General features: G+C 69.5%; 16 protein-coding genes and 2 riboswitches. Of the genes, 4 read left to right on the plus strand and 12 right to left on the minus strand.

The features are described from left to right. A partial coding sequence (cobJ, locus tag HMPREF3115_RS27390) for a precorrin-3B C(17)-methyltransferase (protein ID WP_070556926.1) occupies positions 1–748 on the plus strand: 748 nt, incomplete at its 5' end. A 48-nt stretch (positions 749–796) separates the two neighbouring features. Here cobJ and HMPREF3115_RS27395 read toward each other — a convergent pair. The 4 genes from HMPREF3115_RS27395 to HMPREF3115_RS27410 form a co-directional block, all read right to left on the minus strand. After that, positions 797–1,540, minus strand: coding sequence for an IclR family transcriptional regulator (locus HMPREF3115_RS27395; protein ID WP_070556927.1), 744 nt, complete (start codon positions 1,538–1,540; stop codon positions 797–799). A 52-nt stretch (positions 1,541–1,592) separates the two neighbouring features. Next, positions 1,593–2,759, minus strand: a complete 1,167-nt coding sequence (locus HMPREF3115_RS27400; RefSeq protein ID WP_069220215.1) for an acyl-CoA dehydrogenase family protein — start codon at positions 2,757–2,759, stop codon at positions 1,593–1,595. A 37-nt stretch (positions 2,760–2,796) separates the two neighbouring features. Continuing rightward, a complete protein-coding gene (locus HMPREF3115_RS27405; RefSeq protein ID WP_070556935.1) occupies positions 2,797–4,098 on the minus strand; it encodes a CitMHS family transporter in 1,302 nt (433 codons plus the stop codon). Positions 4,099–4,186: 88 nt separating this feature from the next. Then, positions 4,187–5,338, minus strand: a complete 1,152-nt coding sequence (locus HMPREF3115_RS27410; RefSeq protein ID WP_053297245.1) for a CaiB/BaiF CoA transferase family protein — start codon at positions 5,336–5,338, stop codon at positions 4,187–4,189. Between the two features lie 272 nt (positions 5,339–5,610). Here HMPREF3115_RS27410 and HMPREF3115_RS30475 point away from each other — a divergent pair, with 272 nt between their 5' ends. After that, positions 5,611–5,853, plus strand: coding sequence for a hypothetical protein (locus tag HMPREF3115_RS30475; protein ID WP_083302320.1), 243 nt, complete (start codon positions 5,611–5,613; stop codon positions 5,851–5,853). 172 nt (positions 5,854–6,025) lie between these two features. After that, positions 6,026–6,430: an NUDIX hydrolase gene (locus tag HMPREF3115_RS27415; protein ID WP_035488236.1), complete on the plus strand. Its 405-nt coding sequence runs from the start codon at positions 6,026–6,028 to the stop codon at positions 6,428–6,430. Between the two features lie 45 nt (positions 6,431–6,475). Here HMPREF3115_RS27415 and HMPREF3115_RS32930 read toward each other — a convergent pair whose 3' ends face one another. The 8 genes from HMPREF3115_RS32930 to HMPREF3115_RS27455 form a co-directional block, all read right to left on the minus strand. Then, on the minus strand, positions 6,476–6,811 hold the full coding sequence (locus HMPREF3115_RS32930) for a hypothetical protein (protein ID WP_223852597.1): 336 nt from the start codon (positions 6,809–6,811) through the stop codon (positions 6,476–6,478). A 193-nt stretch (positions 6,812–7,004) separates the two neighbouring features. Beyond that, a complete protein-coding gene (locus tag HMPREF3115_RS27425; RefSeq protein ID WP_006416863.1) occupies positions 7,005–7,637 on the minus strand; it encodes a DUF1993 domain-containing protein in 633 nt (210 codons plus the stop codon). Between the two features lie 92 nt (positions 7,638–7,729). Then, positions 7,730–8,182, minus strand: a complete 453-nt coding sequence (locus tag HMPREF3115_RS27430) for a YaiI/YqxD family protein (protein WP_006400081.1) — start codon at positions 8,180–8,182, stop codon at positions 7,730–7,732. 99 nt (positions 8,183–8,281) lie between these two features. After that, complete coding sequence (locus tag HMPREF3115_RS27435; RefSeq protein WP_070556928.1) at positions 8,282–8,890, minus strand: vWA domain-containing protein; 609 nt, start codon at positions 8,888–8,890, stop codon at positions 8,282–8,284. A 68-nt stretch (positions 8,891–8,958) separates the two neighbouring features. Continuing rightward, positions 8,959–10,041, minus strand: a complete 1,083-nt coding sequence (locus tag HMPREF3115_RS27440) for a magnesium chelatase ATPase subunit I (RefSeq protein ID WP_070556929.1) — start codon at positions 10,039–10,041, stop codon at positions 8,959–8,961. Then, complete coding sequence (gene cobN, locus HMPREF3115_RS27445; protein WP_070556931.1) at positions 10,038–13,847, minus strand: cobaltochelatase subunit CobN; 3,810 nt, start codon at positions 13,845–13,847, stop codon at positions 10,038–10,040. Before cobN ends, HMPREF3115_RS27440 begins: the two co-directional genes overlap by 4 nt. 6 nt (positions 13,848–13,853) lie before the next feature. Next, on the minus strand, positions 13,854–14,948 hold the full coding sequence (cobW, locus tag HMPREF3115_RS27450; protein WP_070556933.1) for a cobalamin biosynthesis protein CobW: 1,095 nt from the start codon (positions 14,946–14,948) through the stop codon (positions 13,854–13,856). 25 nt (positions 14,949–14,973) lie between these two features. Continuing rightward, entirely contained in the window at positions 14,974–16,032 is a 1,059-nt protein-coding gene (locus HMPREF3115_RS27455) for a HoxN/HupN/NixA family nickel/cobalt transporter (RefSeq protein WP_006409169.1), read from the minus strand. Positions 16,033–16,203: 171 nt separating this feature from the next. Beyond that, positions 16,204–16,463, minus strand: a riboswitch (cobalamin riboswitch). A gap of 62 nt (positions 16,464–16,525) precedes the next feature. Next, a riboswitch (cobalamin riboswitch) is annotated at positions 16,526–16,759 on the plus strand. 172 nt (positions 16,760–16,931) lie between these two features. On the opposite strand from HMPREF3115_RS27455, the gene cobA reads away from it, so the two are divergent. After that, positions 16,932–17,678: uroporphyrinogen-III C-methyltransferase (gene cobA, locus HMPREF3115_RS27460; protein WP_070556938.1), on the plus strand; the 747-nt coding region annotated here is incomplete at its 3' end.

Consider the following 17,678-nt stretch of genomic DNA (forward strand, 5'->3'; position numbering starts at 1 on the left):
CCTGACCGTGCTCGGGCTCGGGCCCGGCGGCGGCGCGTGGCTGACGCCCGCGGCGCGCGCGGCGCTCGCCGATGCGACCGACATTCTCGGCTACACGACGTACGTGAACATGGCCGGCCCGTTCCGCGCCGATCAGCGCGTGCACGGCAGCGACAATCGCGAGGAAATGCAGCGCGCGCGCCATGCGTTCGAGCTGGCGGCGGCCGGCCGGCGTGTGGCGGTCGTGTCGTCCGGCGATCCGGGCGTGTTCGCGATGGCCGCCGCCGTGCTCGAAGCGCTCGACGACGCACGCGATCCGCAGTGGGCGGCCGTCGACCTGCGGATCGAGCCGGGCGTATCGGCGTCGCTCGCGACCGCCGCGCAGGCCGGCGCACCGCTCGGCCACGACTTCTGCGCGATTTCGCTGTCGGACAACCTGAAGCCGTGGGATGTGATCGAAACGCGTCTGCGGCATGCGGCCGAAGCCGATCTCGTGATGGCGTTCTACAACCCGATCTCGCGCGCGCGACCTTGGCAGCTCGATCGTGCGCTCGACGTCGTGCGCGCGCACCGCGCGGCCGATACGGTCGTCGTGCTCGGCCGCGACATCGGCCGTCCCGGCGCCACGCTCGCGACGACGACGCTCGGCGCGCTGCGTAGCGATCAGGTCGACATGCGCACGATGGTCATCGTCGGCTCGTCGACGACGCGGCGCTTTACGATCGGCGCCGGACGCGAGTGGGTCTATACGCCGCGCTGGTATCGATGAGCGAAGCGCCGCGCACCTGGACTTGCGGGGCGGCGGCATGCTCGGGCGTTACGCGCGCGCGTAATCGGCGAGCAGCCGCGCCTTCGCGTCGACGAGCAGCGCCGCGTGCGCGTCGCGATGCTGGCGAATCCGTTCCGTCGGCCCGACGATCGACAGCCCGTACCAGTCGCCGTCGAGCGGTAGCGCGACCGCGATCGCCGACAGCTCCGGCGCGCTCTCGCCGAAGTTTTCGGCCCAGCCGCGCTTGCGAAAGCGCGCCGTCTGCGCGACGAGCGCCGGCAGATCGGCGACGGTCGCCGCGGTGAAGCGCTCGAACGTCAGCTCTTCGCCGAGCGCTTGCTGCGCATCGCCGGCAAGTTCCGCGAAGATCGCCTTGCCGATCGAGTTCGCATGCAGCGGACGCAATTCGCCGGGCTGGCTCGTATAGCGGATCGCCCGCTCCGATTCGACGACGTCGAGATAGGCGATCGATGCGCGCTGGATCTTGCCGAGCACGGCCGTTTCGCGGCTCGCGTCGCGCAGTGCGACGAGATACGGATGGACGATGTCGACGACGGGATCGGTCGCGTCGATCGCGGCCGCGATCGTCTGCAGACGCCGCGTCGGATAGTAGCCGCCGCGCTTGCGCACTTCGTACAGATAGCCGCGGCTCACGAGCGTGCGCGCCATCGCGAGACAGCTCGACGCCGGCACGTTCAGCAGGCGCGCGAGTTCGGTGAGCGGCAGCGGCCGCCGTTCGGCGGCGAACAGTTCGAACAGGTCGAGCGTGCGGGCAACGAGTTTGACGTCCATGACGAGCGCTTGAAACGGAACGGGAAAACGCGCGCCGGACGGCCGCCGCGCATCAGTACGATTTCGGCAGCCCGAGCACCTTCTCCGCGATGTAGCACAGGATCAGTTGCGGACTCACGGGCGCGAGCCTCGGAATCATACACTCGCGCAGGTAGCGCTCGACGTGGTACTCCTTCGCGTAACCCATCCCGCCATGCGTCGCGACCGCCGTCTGGCATGCGTGGAACGCGGCTTCCGCGCCGAGATATTTCGCGGCGTTGGCCTCCGCGCCGCACGGCTGCCCCGCGTCGTAGCGCGTCGCGGCCTTCATCACCATCAGCCACGCGGCCTCGAGCTGCATCCACGCGAGCGCGAGCGGATGCTGGATCGCCTGGTTCTGCCCGATCGGCCGGCCGAACACGACGCGTTCGTTCGCATACTGCGTCGCGCGGCGCAGCGCCGCCTGTCCGAGGCCGATCGCTTCCGCCGCGATCAGGATGCGCTCGGGATTGAGCCCGTGCAGCAGATAGCGGAAGCCTTCGCCTTCGGTGCCGATCAGGTCGTCGTGCGGCACGCGCAGGTTGTCGATGAACAGCATGTTCGAGTCGACCGCCTTGCGGCCCATCTTGTCGATCTCGCGCACTTCGACGCGCGAACGGTCGAGATCGGTATAGAACAGGCTGAGCCCGTCGGTCGGCTTCGCGACCTGCTCGAGCGGCGTCGTGCGCGCGATGATCAGCATCTTGTTCGCGACTTGCGCGGTCGAGATCCAGATCTTGCGGCCGCTCAGCACGTAATGATCGCCGTCGCGACGCGCGTACGTGGTCAGATGCGTGGTGTCGAGCCCGGCGTCGGGCTCGGTCACCGCGAAGCAGGCCTTGTCGCGGCCCGCGATCAGCGGCGGCAGGAAGCGCGCCTTCTGCGCGTCGCTGCCGAACACCTGCACGGGATTGAGCCCGAAGATGTTCATGTGCACGGCCGACGCGCCCGACAATCCCGCGCCCGATGCGCTGATCGCGCGCATCATCAGCGCCGCTTCCGTCATCCCGAGGCCGGCGCCGCCGTAGGCCGGATCCATCGCGATGCCGAGCCAGCCGGCCTCCGCGAGCGCCGCATGAAAATCGTGCGGGAAGCCGCCGGCGCGATCGCGTTCGAGCCAGTAGTCGTCGCCGAAGCGCGCGCAGATTTTGTCGATCGCGCGCTCGATCGCGCGCTGGTCGTCGGTCAGGTCGAACTGCATGGACTGCTCTCCCGGAAAACGTGAACGGCCGCGCCGCTCATAACGGAAACACGCCCGTCGCGACCGCGGCGAACACCATCAGCACGGTGGCGGCGAACAGGAACGGAATCGTGAATTTCTGATGCTCGGCAAGCTCGACGCCGGTCAGGCCGACGATCAGGAACGTCGCGGGCGTGAGCGGACTGACCGGGAAACCGGTCGTCATCTGGCCGAGCAGCGCGGCCTGCGCCATCTGGATCGGCGGCACGCCGAGCAGCTTGCCGCTTTCGGCGAGCACGGGCAGCACGCCGAAATAGAACGAATCAGGATCGAACAGCAGGCTGAGCGGCATCGATAGCAGCCCGAGCACGAACGGCATGTGCCGCGCATGCTCGACCGGCACGTGCGCGACGACCACCTCCGCCATCGCCTTCAGCATTCCGGTGCCGGTCATGATCCCCGTGAACGCGCCCGCCGCGAGCAGCACGCTGGCCATCATCAACGCGGCCTTCGCATGCGCGTCGATGCGCTCGCGCTGCGCACGGACGTCCGGATAGTTGATCACGAGCGCCGCGACGGTGCCGAGCATGAACATCACCATCGGATCGACGATACCCGACACGAGCGTGCCGAGCACGACGAGCGTCAGCACGAGATTGACGGCGAACCGGCCGGGCCGGCGCAGCGCACGCTCCGCGTCGGTCAGCTCGCGCGGCGCGACGGCGATCGCCGCTGCGCCGGCGCGGTCGAGCCCGAGCCGCTTCGCCTCGCGCACGCCGAGCACCCACGCGGTGCCGAACACGAACGCGAGTCCGACGAGCTGTACCGGAATCATCGGCATGAAGATCGCGGTGCCGGGGATGTGCAGCGCGGCGGAAGCGCGCAACATCGGGCCGACCCACGGCAGGAAGTTGACGCCGGCCGCCATCGACGCGATGCACGCGAGAATCCGGCGATCCATGCCGAGCCGCGTATAGAGCGGCATCATCGCGGGCAGCGTGACGAGAAACGTCACCGCGCCCGATCCGTCCAGATGAATCAGCAGCGCCAGCAGCGCGGAGCCGACGACGATGCGCGGCGGATGACAGCCGATCACGCGCAGCACGCCGGCGATGATCGGATCGAGCATGCCGGCGTCGGTCAACACGCCGAAGAAGAGGATCGCGAACACGAACATGCCGGCGATCGGCCCGATGTTCTGCACGCCGTGCACGATGAACTTGCCGGTCGTCAAGCCGAACCCGGCAGCAAGCGATGCGGCGACCGGCACGACGATCAGCGCGACGAGCGGCGACAGCCGCTTCGTGATGATCAGGCCGAACAGCGCGACGATGGCGATCGCGCCGATCCATGCGAGCATGATGTGTCTCCTGTCGATGCGGCGCATCGCGGGTGCGCCGTTCTGGTCGAATGCGGTGTGCGGCCGCGCCGCGTGCGGGATGCGCGCGTCAGTCGGTGCGGTCGTCGGCGGCGCCGAACAGCTGTGCCGCATGCTCGTTCAGCGCGGGCGGCGCGCGCCGGTAGGTGGCCGGTGTGCGGCCGAGCTTGATCGGCGATGCGATGCCGCGATGCGCGCCGAGCTCCACTTTCATCGCGCGATGCGCGACGTGCGGATGCGCCAGCGCCGCATCGAGTCCGAGCACCGGCGCGCACGGCACGCCGCTGCGCATCAGCCGCTCGGCGAGCGCCGCGCCGTCGTGGGCCGCGAGCGCCGTTTCGAGCAGCGCGCGCAGCGCCGTGCGGTTCGCGCTGCGCGCGCGGTTGTCCGCGAAACGCGGATCGTCGAGCCAGTCGCGCGTACCCAGCACGTCGCAGAGCGCCGCGAATTGTCCGTTGTTGCCGACGGCCAGAAAGATATCGACGGTCGCCGTCGGAAAGCTGTCGTACGGCGTGATGTTCGGATGCGCGTTGCCGGTGCGCACCGGCGCGCGGCCCGAATGGAAGAAATTCGGCGTGTGCGGATGCAGGATCGACAGTGCGCAGTCGAACAGCGTCGTCTCGACGAACTGCCCGCGGCCGCTCGCGTCGCGTTCGCGCAGCGCCATCAGCACGCCGAGCGCCGCGTTCAGCCCCGTGACGAGATCGACGATGGGCACGCCGACGCGCAGCGGCGCACCGCCCGCTTCGCCGTTTACGCTCATCAGCCCCGTCATCGCCTGCACGGCCGCGTCGTAGCCGGGCAACCCGCCGAGCGGGCCGTCCGCGCCGAAACCCGACACGCGGCAATAGACGAGCCGCGGGAACCGCGCATGCAGCGCGTCGAAGCCGAGCCCCCAGCGTTCCATCGTGCCGATCCGGAAGTTCTCGACGAGCGCGTCCGCCTCGTCGAGCAGCCCGAGCAGCCGTTCGCGGTCGCCGGGCTTCGTCAGGTCGAGCGCGATGCCGAGCTTGTTGCGGTTCACGCCGAGGAAGTACGACGCGGTGTCGCCGTCGAACGGCGGCCCCCAGGTGCGCGTCTCGTCGCCCGACGGCGGTTCGATCTTGATGACCTCCGCGCCGTGATCGGCAAGGACCTGCGTCGCGTACGGGCCGCCCAGCACCCGCGACAGATCGATGATGCGCAATCCCGCCAGCGCGCCCGGCCGTTCGTGTTCCGTCATGCGTCTCGCTCCTGCTTCCGGTGGATCGGATCGCCGGTGATGCCGGGCGGCGGCGCTGCGGGATGCCGTTCCGGTCTCGACGAATAATTCGTGTATGTGAATTTATATTCATGCACGAGAATTTTATTGTCAAGCCCGGAGGTGCCCGCCCCGCTACCGCGCGTCGCGCCGGGTGCCGACCGTCCCGCATCCGTGACGTGCCGGTTGCCGCGACGTCCCGCCGTTCGTTAAGCTGGCGAACAAACATTCCCCTCGAGACAAGCGGAGATTTCATGAAACGCATGCTGCTGGCCGCCGTCATGCTGGCTTCGACGCTGGGCGTCGCACAGGCACAGACCCGGACTTTCCACTTCGGCGAAGGACAGGCCACGCCGGCCGGCGCGACGACGGCTCGCCGCGCGCCTGCACGTCGCCATGTGGTGCCGCCTGCGCCACGTCACAGGCCTGCGGTTCACAAACGTCGCCATGCGCGGCACGCGAAATCGACGCGCGGCGGGCTGTACACGCGATCGTGACGACGCGCGGCGGTTCGCCACGCGCACGGAACCGCGATGAAACGAGGGATGAGATCGGCGCGGCGGCCTGCATGCAGTGTCGGCGCTTATGCCGATCGGCTGTCGGTCATCGGCTCGGCGACGTCCGGCCGATGCGCATTTTTTTCACGCTTGAGCACCTGTCTTGCCGAACATGAGCACCGCGCCGGGCACCTTCAAGGAAAGAGCCACGATCGTTTGTCGCCAGCGCGGCAGCGTGCTGCTGGTCGCCCGCACCGCCTCGCGGTGGGCGTTGCCGGGCGGCACGATCCGCCGCGGCGAGACGCCGCTGCAGGCCGCGCAGCGCGAACTGGCGGAGGAAACGCGGCTCGAAGGACTCGCGCTGAACTATGCGGTGCAGTTCGGCGGGCTGAGGAAAGTGCACCACGTGTTCGTCACCGACGTGCCGAAGCGGTTGGTCCCGCGCGCGAGCAACGAGATCGTGCGCTGCAAGTGGTTTGCGATCGAGCGGCTCGAGACGCTGCATACGAGCGTGCCGACGCGCAAGATCGTCGAGCTGCTGCGGCTCGACCTGCTCAGCGGGTTACCGGAGGATTAGACGGGTGGAGCGTGTAGGCGCAGCGGCGCGACGGGCCGTGCGCGGTCAATCGAAAGGACCGACGTTGTCGACGACGAAGCCTTTGCATGTCATTTTTGCTATATAGCGATGATTGTCGACACGGTAAGGAATTTTCCATTGCTGAAGGTCCGCCAGATACTCGGCAGCCTCGTCGAACGTCAAACTCGAAAAATTGTTGTGCCGGGCATATTTTTCCAGATAGCCACGCATCTGCGACGTGGAGAGATTCGGGCAGGCTGCGTCACCCCCATCGTCTCGGATGTACGCCATTACACCTATCAGCAATGCAGCCAGCAGCACAATTAAAAGGATGGCTGCAAGCGTGAATTTAATGAAACCGGAGAATTGCACTTTCGACATCGCGTCTCCAATGTCGGCAATGAGTCGAAACGGCGAATGATTCCTGCCCGCCGTTCGCGATTGAGCGCGGCGAACATCCCCTTGTCGATCGAGTTCTCATGCGGCAAGCGAAGCTCACGCGGTGAGCGCATGCAGCGTATCGCCCGGCCACATCGCCCCGCGTCAGCGCCGCTGCATCGCCCGCCGCCCCACCTCAACCCTGCGGAATCGTGCCCGGCCGCACATAGGCGAGCATGTGCGGCACGTAATCGGCCTTGCCGAGATCGACGCCATGATGGCGCAGGATCGCGTAAGCCGTGATCGCGTGGAAGTAGAACTGCGGCAGCGCCCAGTCGCGCGCGTATTGCTCGCCCGTCATGTCGAACGCAGTGCCGTTCGGCAGTTCGAGCGCGATGGGCAACGCGGCGCCGCCGTCGAGCGCATCGGGCGCGAGTTCGCCGAGAAACGCGAGCGTGCCCGCGAGGATCCCCTGCGCATCGCCGAGCGAGCCCGGCTGGGCATCGGCATGCCAGCCAGCCTGCCGCAATGCGAGCAGCGGTTCCGGCAGCGGCTCGCCGCGCAGCCGGTGCACGGGTTCCATCGCCTGAAAACACGAGAACCGGACCTGCGCGGCAAGCGGATACATGTCCGGCGCGAGCTTCAGCGTCATCAGCGCATCGGGATCGTCGCCGGCCGCGCGCCAGTGCCCGGCCGCCTTGTCGAGCCACGCGGATTGCGCGCGCAGCAGCTGGCTGAAGGTCGGAACGAGAAGTTGAGTCGGTGACACGCGCGCCCTCCAATGGATGATCGATCGCATCACGATAGCAGCGTCGACGCCATGGCGCATCGTCGCGGTGCCGGCAGCAGCCCGAGAAAATATCGCGCCACAACGGCGACAGCGACGCCGACGGCGCTCGGCGCGCGCCCGGCACCGCCGCGTTACGGCCCGCGGCGCCGTGCGAGAAACCGGTCGAGCTGGGCCGCGAACGCGTTGCCGTCGCGTGCGCTGAACGGCGCCGGGCCACCGGTATCGATGCCCGCGCTGCGCAGCTGATCCATCATCGCGCGCGTCGACAGACGTTCTTCGATGTTGTCGCGGCTGAACCAGTTTCCGCGCGGATCGAGCGCAAATGCGCCCTTGTCGAGCACGGCTGCCGCGAGCGGAATGTCGGCCGTGATCACGAGGTCGCCCGCCGCGGCCAGCTCGACGATCCGCGCGTCCGCCGCGTCGAAGCCGGCCGGCACCTGCAGCGCGCGAATGAACGGCGACGGCGGCGTACGCAGAAACTGGTTCGCGACCAGCGTCACGCAGATCTCGGTGCGCCGCGCGGCGCGAAACAGCATCTCCTTGATGACGGCGGGACACGCGTCGGCATCGACGAGCACTTGCATGGCGGAATTTCCATTGGAGACGAGTGACGATCATAGCGCACGCCGTGCGTCGGCCTCGCGCGCACGAACCGATCCGTTCGCCACCGCGTTCGCCCGCGCTCAGCCGCGCACGTCCGCGCAAAGCGCATCGGCCGTCACCCACTGCGCGCCCCACGCGCGCGCGAGCCGTGCGCCCTGTCCGAGCCGCACCGGCGCATCGTCGAAGTCGACGAACACGACGTGATCGGCCGCGGCGGGCTTCGCCGGTGTCTCCCGCGTGCGTCCGTCGGACAGCACCCACAGCCAGCGCTGCTTGTCCGCGTGACGTCGCGCGTCGCGCGCGAGCAGCTGCGCCGCGGCGGCGATGCCGTCCGCGAGCGGCGTTCCGCCGCCGCCATCGACCGGCTCGACCCAGCGCGCATTCCACCAGCGCGGCACGGCCGGTCCGAAGCGCCGCGCGGCGCCGCTGCCGCCGAAGCAGATCAGCGCGGTCTCCATCCGGTCGCGCGCGGCGCGATCGAAATACGCGACGATCAGCCCCTTCGCGAGCGCGAGCCGATCGTGCGACAGCATCGACGCCGAGCAGTCGAGCACGAAGCAATGGAGTGCGCGCGGCGCATCCGCGCGTTGGCGAAAGCGCAGATGCGCGGCGTGCAGCGGCTGCCCGCGCTTCGTGGCGAACGTGGCCGGCCATGCGACGGCCGTGCCCGCGCGCGCGAGGCCCGGCACGCGTTGGGCAGCGCCCTGCTGCCATCGAGGACCGCGAACGGCGTTCGCGGCGGCGCCGTCTCGATGGCTCAGCGTTTTTTTAGCGGCAGCGGCACGACGGCCTTCACGTCGCGCAGCCCCGCGGACTCCGGCGGCAGGTAGCCCCAGTCGCCGTGCGATGCGGGCGCGTCGTCGGGCGACGGCGCCGTGTCGCGCGGCAGGCGCTCGCGTGTGCCGCGATGCGTCGCATCGTCGTGCCCCGTGCGCGAATCGGGCGCGCGCGCAGCCGGCGGCGGCGATGCATCCGCGCGGCGCCGATGCCGCAGCACCGCTTCCGCGACGCGGTCCACATGCGCGACCGTCACAGCGTCGGCCGCTTCCAGCGCGGCAAGCGCACGCGCCGCTCGCAACATCACGAGATCGGCGCGCAATCCGTCGACGGCCGCCTCGATGCAGAGCGCGCTCACGCGCGCATGCACCGCGTCGTCGAATTGCAGTGCCGACAGCCGTGCACGCGCCGCGCGAATCCGCGCGGCGAGCGTTTGCTGCGCATCCGCGTGCCGGGCGCGAAACGCGTCGGGATCGAGGTCGAACGCGAGGCGCGCCTTCACGATCCGTTCGCGCTGCGCGGCATCGAAGCAGTTCTCGAGCTCGACCATCAGCCCGAAGCGGTCGAGCAGCTGCGGACGCAGCTCGCCCTCTTCCGGATTCATCGTGCCGACCAGCACGAAGCGCGCATCATGCGCGTGCGACACGCCATCGCGCTCGACGATGTTCACGCCGCTCGCCGCGACGTCGAGCAGCGTATCGACGAGGCCGTCGGCGAGCAGGTTCACCTCGTCGACGTAGAGCACGCCGCGATGCGCGCGCGCAAGCAGACCGCCGCGAAAGCGCACGCCGTTCTCCGCGAGCGCATGCGCGAGATCGAGCGTGCCGGTGACCTGCTCGTCGGTGGCCGACAGCGGCAACGTGACGAACGCGCCTTCCGGCAGCAGCTCGGCGAGCGCCCGCGCGGCGGTGGATTTCGCAGTGCCGCGCGGCCCGCTGACGAGCACGCCGCCGATCGACGGATCGATCGCGGCGAGCAGCAGCGCCTGCTGCAGCGCGTCCTGCGCGACCAGCGCCGTAAACGGAAAAACCGCGCGTGCGCGCGGCGTGGTCGGATCGCTCATCGCCGTGCTCCTTCCTGAAGTTGTTCGGTCGCGAGCCAGACCGCTTCGATGCGCTCGCGATAGTCGCCCGGCTGCTGCCACAGCCCGCGCTGCATCGCCTCGACGAAGCGCTCGCAGATCGCGTGCAGCGCGTGCGGATTGTGACGTTCGAGGAACGCGCGCGTCGCGTCGTCGAACAGGTACGCGTCGGCGACGAGCGCGTACTGGTGATCGGACAGCACGCGCGCGGTCGCGTCGTATCCGTACAAATAGTCGACGGTCGCCGCCATTTCGGCCGCGCCCTTGTAGCCGTGCCGCTTCACGCCGTCGAGCCATTTCGGATTCACGACGCGCGAGCGGATCACGCGCGCGATCTCCTCGCGCAGCGTGCGCATCTTCGGCGCGGCGGGGTTCGCGTGGTCGCCGTGATAGACGCTCGGCTGCCGGCCCGACAAATGGCGCACGGCCGCCGTCATCCCGCCCTGGAACTGGTAGTAGTCGTTCGAATCGAGGATGTCGTGTTCGCGGCTGTCCTGGTTCTGCACGACGACGTCGATCGCGGCGAGCCGTTCGCCGAACACGTCGGGCGCGGCATCGCCCGCACTGTTCTGCGCGTACGCATAGCCGCCCCACCGGCGGTATGCGTCGGCGAGATCGGCGTCGGTCTGCCAGCCGCGCCGATCGATCAGATCCTGCAGCCCCGCGCCGTAGCTGCCGGGCCGCGCGCCGAATACGCGCCAGCCGGCCCGGCGCCGCGCTTCGTCGGGCGCGACGCCTTGCGCGATCCACTGCGCGCGTTCGCGCTCGATGCGCGCGCGGATCGGGTTCAGCGCCTCCGGTTCGTCGAGCGCGGCGACGGCCTGCACGGCCGCGTCGAACAGATGCATGAGGTTCGGGAACGCGTCGCGGAAAAAGCCCGACACGCGCAGCGTCACGTCGATGCGCGGGCGATCGAAGATCTCGATCGGCAGGATCTCGAAGTCGGTCACGCGATGGCTGCCGTGCGCCCATTTCGGCCGCACGCCGAGCAGCGCGAACGCCTGCGCGATATCGTCGCCGCCGGTGCGCATCGTCGCGGTGCCCCACACCGACAGGCCGATCGCGCGCGGATAGTCGCCGTGCTCCTGCAGATGGCGCTCGATCAGCTGCTGCGCGGATTTGAGCCCGAGCGACCACGCGGCCTGCGTCGGCACCGCGCGCGTGTCGACCGAGTAAAAGTTGCGGCCGGTCGGCAGCACGTCCGGACGGCCGCGCGACGGCGAGCCGCTCGGCCCCGGCGGCACGAAGCGGCCGTCGAGCCCGCGCAGCAGCTGACGCATTTCGTCGCGGCCGCACGCGTCGAGTGCGGGCAGCAGCGTCGTTTGCACACGCCCGATCACCGCGAGCGTATGCGGCCATTCGCCGGGCGGCGGGATGGCGATGCCGCCCTCGTCCGGCGCGACGTCGCAGATGCGGTCCAGCCAGTGCTGCGCGAGCCGTTCGAGCCGCTCGCGCGTGTCGCCCGCATGCCGCCACGGCGACGCGTCGAGCGCCTGCAGCACGGCCGGCCGCAGGCCCGTCCACGGCGCGGCCCAGTCGGCCGCGAGCGGATCGAAATCGTCGCCGAGCGCGAGATCGCGTGCGAGTGCCGCGATCAGTCCGGCGTTCGCGCCTTTGCCGTCCCCGACCGGAAAGCGCGCGAGCGCGAGCAGCGTATCGCGCCGCTGCCGCTCGGCCGGCGACACGCCGAACACGTGCAGCCCGTCGCGGATCTGCGCTTCCTTCAGCTCGCATAGCCACGCGTCGACACGCGTGAGCAGCGCGTCCTCGTCGTTCGCGTCGCGCGGCGGCGATACGCTCAGCTCGTCGTGCAGCCGGTGCTCGGCAATCGTCGCGAGGATCGTCTTGCGCAGCAGCTTCGCGCGTCGCGCGTCGACCATCAGTGCGTCGTAGTATTCGTCGACGAGCCGCTCGAGGTCCTGCATCGGGCCGTAGTTCTCGGCGCGCGTGAGCGGCGGCATCAGATGATCGACGATCACGGCCTGCGCCCGCCGCTTCGCCTGGCTGCCTTCGCCGGGATCGTTGACGATGAACGGATACAGATGCGGCAGCGGGCCGAGCGTCAGATCGGGCCAGCACGCGTCGGACAGCGCGACGCTCTTGCCCGGCAGCCACTCGAGGTTGCCGTGCTTGCCGAGATGGATCACCGCGTCGATGCGGAACACGTCGCGCAGCCAGAAATAGAACGCGAGATACGCGTGCGGCGGCACGAGCTCCGCGTCGTGATAGCTCGCGTAATCGTTGTCGTCGCGCGAGCGCGACGGCTGGATGCCGACGAACACGTGCCCCGCGCGCCAGCCCGCGATCGTGAAGCGTCCGCGGCGCAGCGTCGGATCGGCTTCGGGCGGCCCCCAGCGCGCGTTCAGCGCGTCGCGCACCGCGGCGGGCAGCCGCGCGAAGCGCGCGCGGTAATCGTCGAGCGCATAGCTCTGGAACGCCGGCCGCAGCGCATGCATGGCCGCATCGTTGGTCACGCCTTCGGTCAGGCGCGCGATCAGCGCGTCGCCGTCGGCCGGCAGCTCGGCGAGCGTGTAGCCGGCGCCGCGCAGCGCGGCGAGCACATGCAGCGCGGACGCCGGCGTATCGAGCCCGACGCCGTTGCCGATGCGCCCGTCGCTTTGCGGGTAGTTCGCGAGGATCAGTGCGATGCGCTTGTCCGCGTTGTCGAGCGTGCGCAGCCGGCACCAGCCGCGCGCGAGCGCCGCCACGAACGCGATCCGCTCCGCATCGGGCTGGTAGCGAACGACGTCGACCTCGGTGTGCGGGCAGCGATACGCGAGTCCCTTGAAGCTGACCGCACGCGTGACGATGCGCCCGTCGACCTCGGGCAATGCGACGTGCATCGCGATGTCGCGCGCGTGAAGCCCCTGGTTGTCCGCGACCCACGCATCGCGGTTGCCGCCCGACAAGATCACCTGCAGCACCGGCGCGTCGCCGGCAAGCACGTCGGGCGCGTGCGCGTCGATCGCACCGGCCGCGAACGCGGTCGTGTTCAGCACGAGCGCGACGTCGTGCGTCTCGCAGAGCTGCGCGATCACCTCGCGGCTCACCGCATCCTTCAGCGACGTCACGGCGATCGGCAGCGGGTTCAGTCCTTCGTCGACGAGCGCGTCGGCGAGCGCGTCGAACACGGCCGTATTCGCGGCCTGCCAGTGCGCGCGATAGAACACGATCGCGACGACCGGCGCGCCCGGCGTCCAGCGCGCCCGCCAATCGTCGACGCTCGCCGGATCGCGCGCCGGGTGATACAGCGCGGCGGCCGGCAGCGGACGCGGCGGCGCCGGCTCGTCGCCGAAGCCGAGCGTGTGAAACGCGATGCTGCGCAGCAGCGCTTCGGCGTTGTGCACGCCGCCCTCGCGCAGATAGCGCCACCACAGCCGGCACAGCGCGGGCGCGACCGTGCTCTTCGCGACGAGGTTCGGATCTTCCTGCAAATCGCCGGAGAACATCGCGAGCTGCTGCCCGTGCTTCGACGCGACCGAAACGGCCTGCTCGATGCCGTACGGCCAGTACGCCTCGCCGCCGAGATGGTCGATCACGACCGTCTTCGCATGGCGCAGCACATCGTCGACGTAGAAGTCGACCGAGGCCGGCTGTCGCAGGAACGTGACGTTCGCGAGCCGCACGCTCGGAAAGCCGGCCGGCAGCCGCGGTACGACGCTCGCGAGCAGCGACAGCGTCGTGTCGGCCGAGCTCAGGATCACGATGTCGGCCGGGCGCTGGTCGATGCGCACGACACCCTGTGTGTCGTCGACGAAGCCGCCCGGCGTGGTGCGCAGCAGATGCATCGCGCGTTACGCCTGCTGCGGCTCGGCCGCGCACGCGGCGTCGAACGCGCGTTGCAGCTCGGCCGCGTCGAGCCGTTCGCCGATCAGCACGAAGCGGCTCGCGCGCGCTTCGCCGGCCTGCCAGCGGCGGTCGAAATAGCTGTCGAAGCGGCGGCCGACGCCCTGGATCACGAGCCGCATCGGCGCGTCGGGCAGCGCCGCGAATCCCTTTGCGCGATAGATCGTGTGCGTTTCGACGAGCCGCTGCAGCGCGGCGATCGTCGCCTCGCGCGTGCCCGCGTCGCCGCTCACGACGACCGAATCGAAATCGTCGTGATGATGGTCGTGCTCTTCGTCGTCGGCCGCACCTACGCCGGTCGCACCGTGATGGTCGTGACGCAAGTGGATCGTGTCCTCGGACGCCGATTCGAGCCCGATCAGCATCGCGAGATCGAGCTCGCCGCGCGTCGCGCGCACGATCTTCACCTGCGGCGGGATCTCGTCGCGGATCGCGGCTTCGATTTGCGCGAACTGCGCGTCGTCGACGAGCTCGGCCTTGTTCACGATCACGAGATCGGCCGCCGACAGCTGATCGGCGAACAGCTCGTGCAACGGCGATTCGTGATCGAGGTTGGGATCCGCGCGCCGCTGCGCGTCGACGGCCTGCGGGTTTTCCGCGAACTGGCCGCTCGCGGCTGCGGGCCCGTCGACGACGGTCACGACCGCATCGACCGTAAACGCATGGCGAATCGTCGGCCAGTTGAACGCCTGCACGAGCGGTTTCGGCAGCGCGAGGCCCGAGGTTTCGATCAGCACGTGATCGATGTCCGCGCGCCGTTCGAGGAGCGCTTCCATCACCGGATAGAACTCCTCCTGCACGGTGCAGCAGAGGCAGCCGTTCGCGAGCTCGTAGAGCTGCCCGGACGTCTCGCCGGCCGCGTCGTCGCAACCGATGCCGCAGCCCTTCAGGATTTCGCCGTCGATGCCGAGTTCGCCGAACTCGTTGACGATGACCGCGATGCGGCGGCCGTTCGCCTGCTGCAGGATGTGGCGCATCAGCGTGGTCTTGCCGCTGCCGAGAAAGCCCGTGACGATCGTGACGGGCAGCTTGCGTAGGGTCATGGTAGGTCCTGGATCGAAAAAGGCATCACGCGGAGATCGTCACGTCGATCTCGTCGTAGCGTTTGAAGCGGTAGATCGCGGCCGACACGGCCCAGCACGCGACGAACAGGCCGATCACGACGTAGCCGAGCATGCCGAAATGCGACGCGACCATCGTCGCGAAATCCCAGACGGGCCCCTGCAGCGACAGCTTGTCCGCGAGCAGCGCGAGCACCTCGATGCCGCCGATCAGCGCGGCGACCAGCACCGACACGAGCGTGATCGTCATGTTGTAGTAGATCTTGCGGATCGGCCGCACGTACGCCCAGCGATACGCGCCCATCATGAGGATGCCGTCGGTCGTGTCGACGAGCGTCATGCCGGCGGTGAACAGCACCGGCAGCGCCATCACCGACCAGAACGACAGCCCGCCCTGCACCTGCGTCGCGGAGATGCCGAACAGCGCGATCTCGGTCGCGGTATCGAAGCCGAAGCCGAACAGGAAGCCGACCGGGTACAGGTGCCAGCTGCGCGATACGAGCCGGAACAGCGGCCGGAACAGGCGCGCGAGCACGCCGCGCTGGTTCAGCAGCATGTCGAGATCGGCGTCGACGATCGCATCGCCGCGCCGTGCCGCGCGAAACGTCCGGTACACGGAGATCAGGATCAGCAGGTTCGCGGCCGCGAGCACGAGCAGGAAGAACGCGGACACGCTCGTGCTGATCACGCCGCCCCACGTCTTCATGCTCTCGAAGCGCGCGAGCGACGCGGCGGTCAGCGCAACCGCGACCGACATCACGATCACGACCGTCGAGTGCCCGAGCGAGAAGAACAGCCCCGCGCCGAGCGGGCTGCGCCCTTCCTGCATGAGCTTGCGCGTGACGTTGTCGATGGCGGCGATATGGTCCGCGTCGACGGCGTGACGCAGCCCGAAGACATACGCGAGCAGCGCGGTGCCGAGCAGCACCGGCTGCCCGCGAAACGCGATGAACGCCCAGATCCACGCGCCGACGTTGAACGCGACGAGCAGCGAATAGATGGCGACAATCTTGCCGCGCAGCCCCGACGGGCTGTCGTTGAACAGACGTAAGAAAGAATCGAGCATGGTGCTCCGCGATGAACGGTCGACATGTGAATGCCAACACGGTCCGCACCGTGCCTGCCGGCGCCGCTTGCCTGCCGGTTCGCACCGCGCGCGCGGCCTGACGACGGGAAATCGGAAACGCTCGGGCGTCGGGCGCGCTGCGGCCGTGGACGATGCGCCGCCTCCCCGCGGCGCTGTACCCCTCGTCTCGGCCGGTATCCGGGCTGACGAACACGCCGCTTCGCCTTCCCGGAAGCGCGAGGCATCCAGTGGCGTCGTCCGCACGCGCGTGGCATGCGGCGAAGCGGCGCTGCATCGCGGAGCGATGCGTTCGCTTACCGTTGCGGGGGCAGCACAGGTTGGCTCGACTGCGGGGCAGCCGCACTCCCTGTTTCCCGTTTAACTGCGCGTGCAGGAACGCACGCGCGAGCACCGAAACGCGTGCGAGTGTAGGCTCCGGCGCCCGGCCGCGTCAAGGCGAACGGCGGCCGCGATCGCGCGCGAGGCCTGTGCTATCGTATGCGCCGCGTTCGGTGCTCGCATGCGCAATCCGCGCATGCAGTTAAACGGGAAACAGGAGGCGGAGCATCGCCCGGCCTGTGCTGTCCCCGCAACGGTACGCCGCCCGCGCGACGCGCCTTGCGCACGCGCCCATGCCGCCCACGATGCCACTGCCCCTCAGCGGGCGGGAAGGCTGCGGCCTGGCAAGCGGCCAGCCCGGATACCGGCCGACGCAAGGGGCGAGCGCCACGCTCGCCGAACGCCCGATCCGCGGGGGACGGAGAGTGTGCGCGTTGTCATCCGCCCGCTACGGGCGCTTCGTTTCGCTCCGTCATGTCACGCCATTTCGCAGGCCGTCCGCGCGCGGCCGTTTCGTCGCCCTGTCCCGTCTCGTCACGGCGCGCGCCGTGCTGCGCGCGATGAGCCGCGCATGGCTCGTCGGCGCCGGGCCCGGCGATGCCGACCTGCTGACGCTGAAGGCCGTTCGTGCGATCGCGGCCGCCGACGTGCTGCTCGTCGACGATCTCGTCAACCCCGACGTGCTGCGCCATGCGCGCGCGGACGCGCAGATCGAGCACGTCGGCAAGCGCGGCGGCCATGCGTCGACGCCGCAAGCCGAGATCGTCGCGACGATGCTCGCGCATCTGCGCGCGGGCCGCAGCGTCGCGCGGCTGAAAGGCGGCGATCCGTTCGTGTTCGGCCGCGGCGGCGAGGAGCTGATCGCGCTCGGTGCGGCAGGCTTCGCGGTCGAGGTCGTGAGCGGGATCACGGCCGGCATCGCGGCACCGGCCGCGCTCGGCATTCCGGTCACGCATCGCGGCGACGCGCAGGGCGTGATCTTCGTCACCGGTCACGGCGCGGGTGCCGACGAGCCGGACTGGCGCGCGCTCGCCGCGACGCGCATGACGATCGTCGTCTACATGGGGATGCGCCGGCTCGATGCGATCGCCGCGGCGCTGCGCGACGGCGGCCTGCCCGGCGACACGCCGTGCGCGGCGATCGCGAACGCGACGCGCGACACGCAACGGCACGTGCTCGCGACGCTCGACCAGATCGTCGAACGTACGGGCGCGGCCGGCATCGGCTCGCCGGCGATCGTCGTGATCGGCCGCGTCGCCGCGCTGGCCGCCGATCCGGCCGTACAGGCCGCACTGGCCGGCGGCGGC

Source organism: Burkholderia sp. HMSC10F09 (genome assembly GCF_001806955.1).
GTDB lineage: Bacteria > Pseudomonadota > Gammaproteobacteria > Burkholderiales > Burkholderiaceae > Burkholderia > Burkholderia multivorans.